General features: G+C 57.7%; 9 protein-coding genes. All 9 read left to right on the plus strand.

Annotated features, from left to right (window positions below; translation table 11 throughout):
- Nucleotides 1-98: 98 nt before the first annotated feature.
- The 9 genes from GVJ63_RS01030 to GVJ63_RS01070 all read left to right on the plus strand — a co-directional run bounded on the left by GVJ63_RS01030 (nucleotide 99) and on the right by GVJ63_RS01070 (nucleotide 7,641).
- Nucleotides 99-530, plus strand: coding sequence for a MarR family winged helix-turn-helix transcriptional regulator (locus GVJ63_RS01030; protein WP_010669811.1), 432 nt, complete (start codon nucleotides 99-101; stop codon nucleotides 528-530).
- 2 nt (nucleotides 531-532) lie between these two features.
- Nucleotides 533-2,218, plus strand: a complete 1,686-nt coding sequence (locus GVJ63_RS01035; protein ID WP_029518976.1) for an MFS transporter — start codon at nucleotides 533-535, stop codon at nucleotides 2,216-2,218.
- A complete protein-coding gene (locus tag GVJ63_RS01040) occupies nucleotides 2,215-3,309 on the plus strand; it encodes an HlyD family secretion protein (RefSeq protein ID WP_010669812.1) in 1,095 nt (364 codons plus the stop codon). The genes GVJ63_RS01035 and GVJ63_RS01040 overlap by 4 nt, the downstream gene beginning before the upstream one ends.
- A complete protein-coding gene (locus GVJ63_RS01045) occupies nucleotides 3,306-4,691 on the plus strand; it encodes an efflux transporter outer membrane subunit (RefSeq protein WP_370516260.1) in 1,386 nt (461 codons plus the stop codon). The genes GVJ63_RS01040 and GVJ63_RS01045 overlap by 4 nt, the downstream gene beginning before the upstream one ends.
- Before the next feature lie 266 nt (nucleotides 4,692-4,957).
- Nucleotides 4,958-5,344, plus strand: coding sequence for a hypothetical protein (locus GVJ63_RS01050; RefSeq protein ID WP_129062853.1), 387 nt, complete (start codon nucleotides 4,958-4,960; stop codon nucleotides 5,342-5,344).
- Nucleotides 5,345-5,574: 230 nt separating this feature from the next.
- On the plus strand, nucleotides 5,575-6,306 hold the full coding sequence (locus tag GVJ63_RS01055) for a beta-ketoacyl synthase chain length factor (protein WP_159226299.1): 732 nt from the start codon (nucleotides 5,575-5,577) through the stop codon (nucleotides 6,304-6,306).
- Entirely contained in the window at nucleotides 6,299-7,099 is an 801-nt protein-coding gene (locus GVJ63_RS01060) for a 1-acyl-sn-glycerol-3-phosphate acyltransferase (RefSeq protein WP_022625895.1), read from the plus strand. The genes GVJ63_RS01055 and GVJ63_RS01060 overlap by 8 nt, the downstream gene beginning before the upstream one ends.
- A 13-nt stretch (nucleotides 7,100-7,112) precedes the next feature.
- Nucleotides 7,113-7,370 carry a phosphopantetheine-binding protein gene (locus GVJ63_RS01065; protein ID WP_010669816.1) on the plus strand — a complete coding sequence of 86 codons (258 nt, stop codon included), beginning with the start codon at nucleotides 7,113-7,115 and terminating at the stop codon, nucleotides 7,368-7,370.
- Nucleotides 7,371-7,386: 16 nt separating this feature from the next.
- Complete coding sequence (locus tag GVJ63_RS01070) at nucleotides 7,387-7,641, plus strand: acyl carrier protein (RefSeq protein WP_010246453.1); 255 nt, start codon at nucleotides 7,387-7,389, stop codon at nucleotides 7,639-7,641.
- Nucleotides 7,642-7,648 lie beyond the last annotated feature (7 nt).

The raw sequence follows: 7,648 nt of genomic DNA on the forward strand, positions 1-7,648 counted from the left end.
CTAATTTTTAACAGACCGGACGCTTTTCATTGGCGTTTCGCTTTGCGTATAATAACGTCACCAATCAATTAGAACTCTTACTATTAGGCTGCTAACATTTGTCTCAGCACACGCGTACCTTTACCCACTTATTGCATCTGACCGCACATGCCTGGCGCCTGGCGGTGGATCGTCACCTTAAAGATAGCGGCTTAAGCATGAGCAGCTGGATGGCCATCGGGCTGATTGCCAGTGAGCCGCAACGCATGACCCAGACCGAGCTGGCACAGCTGCTGGGGCTGGAAGATGCCAGCATGGTACCGCTGGTGGATCGGCTGGTGAAACAGTCACTGCTGATGCGGGTACAGCCGCCAGAAGATCGACGTAAGCGTCACCTGGTGCTGACTGATAAGGGTAACGAAGCGTTCGCCAAAGTGAAAACCGAGGCTGACGCACTCCGTACTGAAATGCTGGCCGATATTGACCCTCAGGATCTGGCCGTGACCGAGCGCGTATTGCAACAACTCCTGAGCCGCATGGGAAGTATGTAGCAGTGGCAAAGCGAAATCCCTACGCTGCACGCGAGTGGTTGCCGCACGAAAAACCGATGCTGCCGGGATCGCCCTCGACGCCGCTGCATCCGATGCCAAAACGCCTGGCGTTTGGCCTGATCGGTTTACTTATCTCGCTGACCGGTGCGCTGAGTAACGCGCTGGTCACGGCGAATCTGGTCAACCTGCAGGGTACCTTTGGTGCCTGGTCGAATGAGATTGCCTGGCTGCCCGCGGTCTACGTGATGGGCAACATCTCTATTAACCTGCTGCTGGTGAAATTCCGCCAGCAGTTTGGCCTGCGTGTCTTTACCGAGGCGTTTCTGGTGCTGTATGTACTGGTGGCGTTTTTCCATCTCTTCGCCAACGATCTCAGTTCGGCAATCATTGTGCGCACTGCTCACGGTATGGTGGCGGCGGCGCTCAGCTCTCTGGGCATCTACTATCAGGTACAGGCCTGGCCTGCGAAACATCGCCTGAAAGCGCTGGTGATTGGCCTGACGGTATCGCAACTGGCTATCCCGCTGGCCCGCTTATTCTCTTCGGAATTACTGCAGCTCAACGAGTGGCGCGGCCTCTATCTGTTTGAACTCGGCCTGGCGCTGATTGCGCTGGGCGGGGTACTGCTGGTGAAACTGCCACCGGGCGATCGCATCAAAACCTTTGAAAAGATGGATTTCGTCACCTTTATCCTGCTGGCACCCGGTATGGCGCTGCTGTGCGGCGTACTGACGCTGGGCCGTATTGAGTGGTGGTTTACCACGCCCTGGCTCGGTATCTGTACCGCGATCGCCCTGACGCTGATTGTCGCTGCGATCGTCATTGAGCATAACCGGCGCAACCCGCTGATCAATACCCGCTGGCTCAGCAGCGGCATGATGGTGCGGCTGGGCATTGTGATGATCATGATCCGTATCGTACTGGCGGAACAGAACACCGGTGCAATCGGCTTTCTGCAGCAGATTGGCTTGCAGAACGATCAGATGCGCGGTCTGGCGCTGGCGATCATGGCCGGGGTTATTGCGGGCATCGCCGCCAGTGCGCTGACTATCAAGCCCAATCATCTCAACTGGCCGATTGTCACCTCGCTGGTGGTGATGATTATCGCCTCGCTGATGGATGCGCAATCCAGTCCACTGACCCGCGCCAGCAATATGTATTTCAGTCAGTTTCTGCTGGGCTTCAGCAGCGCCTTTTTCATGGCGCCCGCGATGCTGATGGGCATTGGCAGCGTGGTGACTCAGCCGAAAAATCTGGTGAGCTTTGTGGTGCTGTTTGGCATGAGTCAGAACCTCGGCGGGCTGATCGGCTCTGCTATTCTTGGCACGTTTCAGGTCTGGCGGGAAAAATATCACTCCAGCCTGCTGGGCGATCAGCTCTCACTGCTCGATCCCAACGTCACCGAACGGCTCAGTCAGTATAATGCGCTGTTTAATTCGCTGGTGGGTGACGACGTTCTGCGCGGCGCGCAGAGCACCAGCCAGTTACAGGTAATCGCCACGCTGCAGGCCAACGTGCTCGCTTATAACGACACCTACCTGTTAACCGCTGCGCTGGCACTGGTCACCCTGATGTGGGTGATCTGGCGTTTGACCCGTCGTCGTTATCTTGACTGGCGTCAGGCGCAATTTAACCTGCGTGAGCAGCAACAGCTGGCCGCATTACAGGAATCAACGGAGAAACAATGAGTCAGCAGGATGAGCTTCAGGCGGCGGAACGCGAACGCGCGAATCGCCGCCGTATTCTTTCTATCGCCGCAGGCAGCGGCATTGTGGTGATTGGTGTACTGGTTATTCTTTATGCCTGGCAACTCTGGCCCTTCACCAGCGCAATACAAAGCACCGAGAATGCCTATGTGCGCGGTCAGGTGACCTTTATCAGCCCGCAGGTTAATGGCTATCTCACCTCAGTCGAGGTGATCGATCTGCAGCCGGTGAAAAAAGGGCAGTTGCTGATGACGATTGACGACCGTATCTATCGCCAGCGGGTGCATCAGGCGCAGGCGCAGCTGGCGATGAAGCAGGCGGCGCTGAACAATAACCTGCAGCAGCGTCGCAGCGCAGAAGCGACCATCCAGAGCAATAAAGCGGCACTGGAGAATGCCAAAGCACAGGCGCTGAAAAGCGGCTTCGATCTGAAGCGCGTCGAAAATCTCACGGCGGATGGATCCCTGTCAGTGCGCGAGCGCGATGCCGCCCGGGCCGCAGACGCCCAGGCGCAGGCGCAGGTACGTCAGGCTGCGGCGCAGATCGCCGTCGCCCAGCAGAATCTGCAAACCGTCATCGTTAACCGTGATGCGCTGAAAGGCGATGTCGACAGCGCCCGCGCCGCGCTGGAGCTGGCGGAGATCGATCTGGCGAATACCCGGATTACCGCGCCCGATGATGGCCAGCTCGGCCAGCTGGCGGTGCGCACCGGCGCCTATGTCACGGCAGGTACGCGCCTGACCTCGGTAGTGCCTAATCACAAATGGATTATCGCGAATCTGAAAGAGACCCAGCTGGCAAATATTCGTCCTGGCCTGCCGGTGACGATTCGGGTCGATGCGCTGGATGGTAAACGCTTTACGGGTCAGGTTGAATTTATCTCTCCGGCCGCAGGCTCAGAGTTCAGCGCGATTTCGCCCGACAACGCCACCGGTAACTTCGTGAAAATTGCGCAGCGCATTCCGGTTCGCATCCGCATCAATGACCAGGATATGCATCAGTTACGCCCGGGTATGTCGGTCGAAGTCAACATCGACACCGCCGCACAACCCGCCGGTGAGGGCGCGCCATGATGCGGCGCGGCTTAATGGTAAGCGCACTGGCACTCCTTCTGACCGGCTGCGCCACGCAGGTTGAAAAGGCACCGGCCTCTCTGCCGATCCCCGACGCCTGGCGCAATAGTGTCGGGCCATCTGCTGCGCCGGAGGCGGAGTGGTGGCGCGCTTTTCATGATGAAAATCTCAACCGGCTGGTGACGCAGGCGCTGCGCAATAACCCCGATATCCTCACGGCGCGATCCCGGGTTGACCAGTATCGCGCCCAGCTGCGCGCCACGCAGGGCGATAACTTTCCGACCCTGAGCGCCGGTGTGGCCGCGACCCGGGAGCGTACGCTCTCGTCAGTGACGGGCCAGCCCTATGAAACCGATATTTTTCAGGGCTTATTACAGGCGAACTACGAGGTCGATCTCTGGGGAGTACGCAGCAGTAGCATCACCGCATCGCAGGCGAGTTTAGCGGCGCAGCAGGCCGCTGCGTCTGCCGCCGAGCTGACCATCGCCAGTTCGGTGGCGTCAGGTTATCTCAACCTGTGCGCGCTGGATGAGCAGTTGCGGGTCACGGAGGCGACGCTGGCGACCCGCAACAATTCGCTGAAGCTGGCACAGCGTCAGTTTGAAACCGGCTACACCTCCAGGCTGGAGTGGATGCAGGCCGCCTCGGAATATCAGTCGGCCAAAGCGCAGATGCCTCAGTTGCAGCACCAGATCACCCAGCAGGAGAATGCGCTGAGCCTTCTGGTGGGTATGAACCCGCGCAGCATCGCCCGTCGTCAGCAGTTTGACCAGATTTCACCGCAGCGGATGCCGTCACTGCTGCCATCAGAGCTACTCAATCGCCGTCCGGATATTGTGCAGGCTCAGCGCCAGTTACTGGCCGCAGATGCCAGCCTGGCATCGTCGCGCGCTAAGCTGCTGCCTGGGCTTAACCTCACCGCGACCGGCACCCTGCAGAGTTCGGTGCTGCACCAGCTCGCGGATGATCCGTTCCGGCTGTGGAGCGTGGGCGGCAGCATCCTGGCACCGCTGCTGAACCGTGAAGCGCTGACGGCGCAGGTGGATGTCTCAATGGCGACGCGCAATCAGGCACTTTATGGCTATGAAAAAGTGGTGCGCAACGCCTTCTCGGAAGTTAACGATGCAATAGACGCTATCAGGCAGCGTGAGGCACAACTTCAGGAGCTGCAAAAGCAGGAAGCCTATGTAACGGAGGCGCTGCGCATTGCCCGCAATCGCTATCAGAACGGCTACGCCTCCTATCTGGATGAACTGGATGCGCAGAGAACCCTGTTTTCAACGCAGCTGAATCGGGTGACTGTCAAAAATAACCTGCTGCTGGCGCAGATCGATCTCTACCGCGCGCTGGGCGGTGGCTGGACACCCGCCTCCACACAGTAATCCCCAGACCGATCCAGCCGCAGCCAGAGTTTCTGCGGCCGGGATCGGCCTCTGCGCTGTCGCGGCGACTGCGTATATTCCCCGCTTTAATCCCCCAAATAACCCCCTAAAACCCATGCATACTTCTGCTTACCTGTCTTTACATTCGGTGGTATCATGCGCGGGTTTTAAGCCAGCCAGACGGAAAAGCGCACTGAAAGCTTAGCCTGCGCGAGGCGGATTAACCGTTTAACTTACTGATATAAAAATAAAAGAAGGGATTCATCATGAATAAAAAAACTATTTGCACGCTGGCCGTGGTCGCTGCGTTATTAACCGGCTGTGCGCGCACTGCGCCGATTCATAACGTGAATCAAACGCTCACTCAGCGTTACAGCGACAACCAGATGAAACTGGCGATCATTGAAGCGGGTATTGGCCGGAAATGGGTCATGACTCCCGTTTCGCCTGGCGTGATCAATGGTCGTCTGGCCCAGCGTGATTTCGTGGCGACTATTCGCATCACGTATACCAGCCAGAACTACCGCATCGATTATGTCAGCAGTGAGAACCTGAAAGCGGGGCAGGGCGAGATCCACAATAACTACAACCGCTGGATTGCCAATCTCGATCAGGATATTCAGTTACGACTCTCTGCTCTTGCCGCTCAGTAATGCGTGCGCTGTCGCAATGATGTGTCGACAGCCGATCAAAGCATAAAGATCTCCGGCAGCCGGCCGACAAATCAGATGAGCTGCTATTGCTGAACCACTGAGTAACCCTCTACCGTGAAGGCCTGATGCGGAATCGGCAGAGGGTTTCCCGGACGCACTTTTTTTGCAGGGGGCCGGGTTGACGCCCCGATGAACGCCGACGCCACACATATGACAAAAAGAGTGTTGAGATGAGACTCGCTTACTCACTGGTCGACTGGCAGGCTCTGGCTCCGGGATTACACGGGGGCGAGGGCTGGCAGCACTGGGCGCAACAGGGCACCGTCATAGACCCTAAAGAGGCGATGGCAAAGCCGAAATTTTTACCGATGATGACAGCACGTCGTCTGAGCGGCGGCAGTCGTGCGGCGGTAGAGTGTGGGCTGGCGCTGCTTGCGCGTCAGCAGGTTGACGCTATCGTGTTCACCAGTCGTCATGGTGAACTGGAACGTAATCTGCGCATCCTCACTACACTGGCCGATCAGCAGTCAATGTCACCCACGGATTTTGCCATGTCGGTTCACAATTCGGCGGTCGGTAGCCTGACCATTGCAGCCAAAGCACCACTGGTCTCCACCTCAATCGCCGCCGGAGTCGACTCGTTTCAGCAGGGATTGATCGAAGTCAGCGCGCTGCATCAGGCGGGTTATCAGCAGGTACTGCTGGTCGATTTCGACGGCATCGTGCCTGACTACTATCTGCCGTGGCTGCCGGAACAGCGTGTGAACTTTCCCTATGCGGTGGCGCTGCTGCTGCGCCCGGGCGACCAGCTGCACTGCACTGGCCGTGCTGGCAGAGAGGAGAGGGCAGACACAGGGTTACCGCAGAGCCTGCGCTTTCTGCAGGAGTGGCTGGCGGAATCGCCCACCTTCAGCCTGCCGGGCGAACGCCTGACATGGCACTGGGAGAGACATCATGGCTGATTGTTCACAACCGGCGCACTACACCGGCAGCCGTATGAACTATTGCTGGCGGCTGGTGATGACGGCGGTGAGTTTTACGCTGTTTGGCATAGGCGGGCTGCTGCTGTCGCTGATTGGCTTCAACCTGCTGCTGCTGGTACAGCGCGATTCGCTGCGCCGCCGCCTGCTGGCCCGACGCGCTATCGCCTTTAGCTTCCGTTGCTTTCTGCGATTCTGCCGGATGACCGGGGTCTATGACTACCGGATTGAAGGCGCAGAGCTGCTGCAACAGGATCGCGGATGCCTGATTGTCGCCAATCATCCATCACTGATCGACTACGTGATGATCGCTTCGGTACTGCCAGAGATGGATTGTCTGGTTAAAGCCGATCTGCAAAAGAACCCCTTTATGCGTGGGGTGATCCGCGCCGCGGACTATCTGATCAACAGTGAAGCGGAGACGCTGTTGCCGGACAGCCAGCAGCGACTGGCGCGCGGCGACAATATCCTGATCTTTCCGGAAGGCACCCGCACCCGCTACGGTCATCCACTGACTCTGCAGCGCGGGGCAGCCAATATTGCGGTGCGCGCCGGATGCGATCTGCGTGTGGTTCACATCACCTGTAGCCAGCGTATGCTCGATAAACAGAGCCGCTGGTATCAGATTCCGCCGGTTAAACCGCTGTTTACCGTGCGTGTACAAACGCGAATCGACAGTCAGTCGTTTTGTGAAAGCAATCCCGATGCGCAGCCGCTGGCCGCGCGTCGCCTGACCCGCCATTTACAGCAGGCGCTGGTCCCCCAGAACAGGTAAGACGAAAACCGGTATGGATTCATTAATTAACGATATCAAACAGATGATTATCGACACGCTGAACCTTGAAGATCTCAGTCCCGATGATATAGAGACCGACGCTGCACTGTTTGGCGACGGACTGGGGCTGGACTCGATTGATGCACTGGAACTTGGCCTGGCAGTGAAAAATCGCTACGGCGTGGCGCTGTCCGCTGAGAGTGAAACCCTGCGCGCCCACTTTTTCTCTGTTGCGACGCTGGCTGCGTTCGTCAACCAACAGCGCGGCTGAAAGCGGAGACAACCTTATGATGAACAAAGAACAGATCTATCAGGAAGTGGCTTCGCTGCTGACCAGCCTGTTTGAAATTGCGCCTGAGGATATCCATCCCGAGGCACGTCTGTATGAAGATCTCGAACTCGACAGCATTGATGCCGTCGATATGGTGGTTCATCTGCAAAAACGTACCGGCCGTAAAATTAAACCGGAAACCTTCCGCGCAGTGCGCACCGTGCAGGATGTGGTGGATGCCGTGGAACAACTGATGCGCGAAGACGCCTGATCCCGCC

It is taken from the genome of Pantoea sp. 18059, from assembly GCF_902706165.1.
Classification (GTDB): Bacteria; Pseudomonadota; Gammaproteobacteria; order Enterobacterales; family Enterobacteriaceae; genus Pantoea; species Pantoea agglomerans.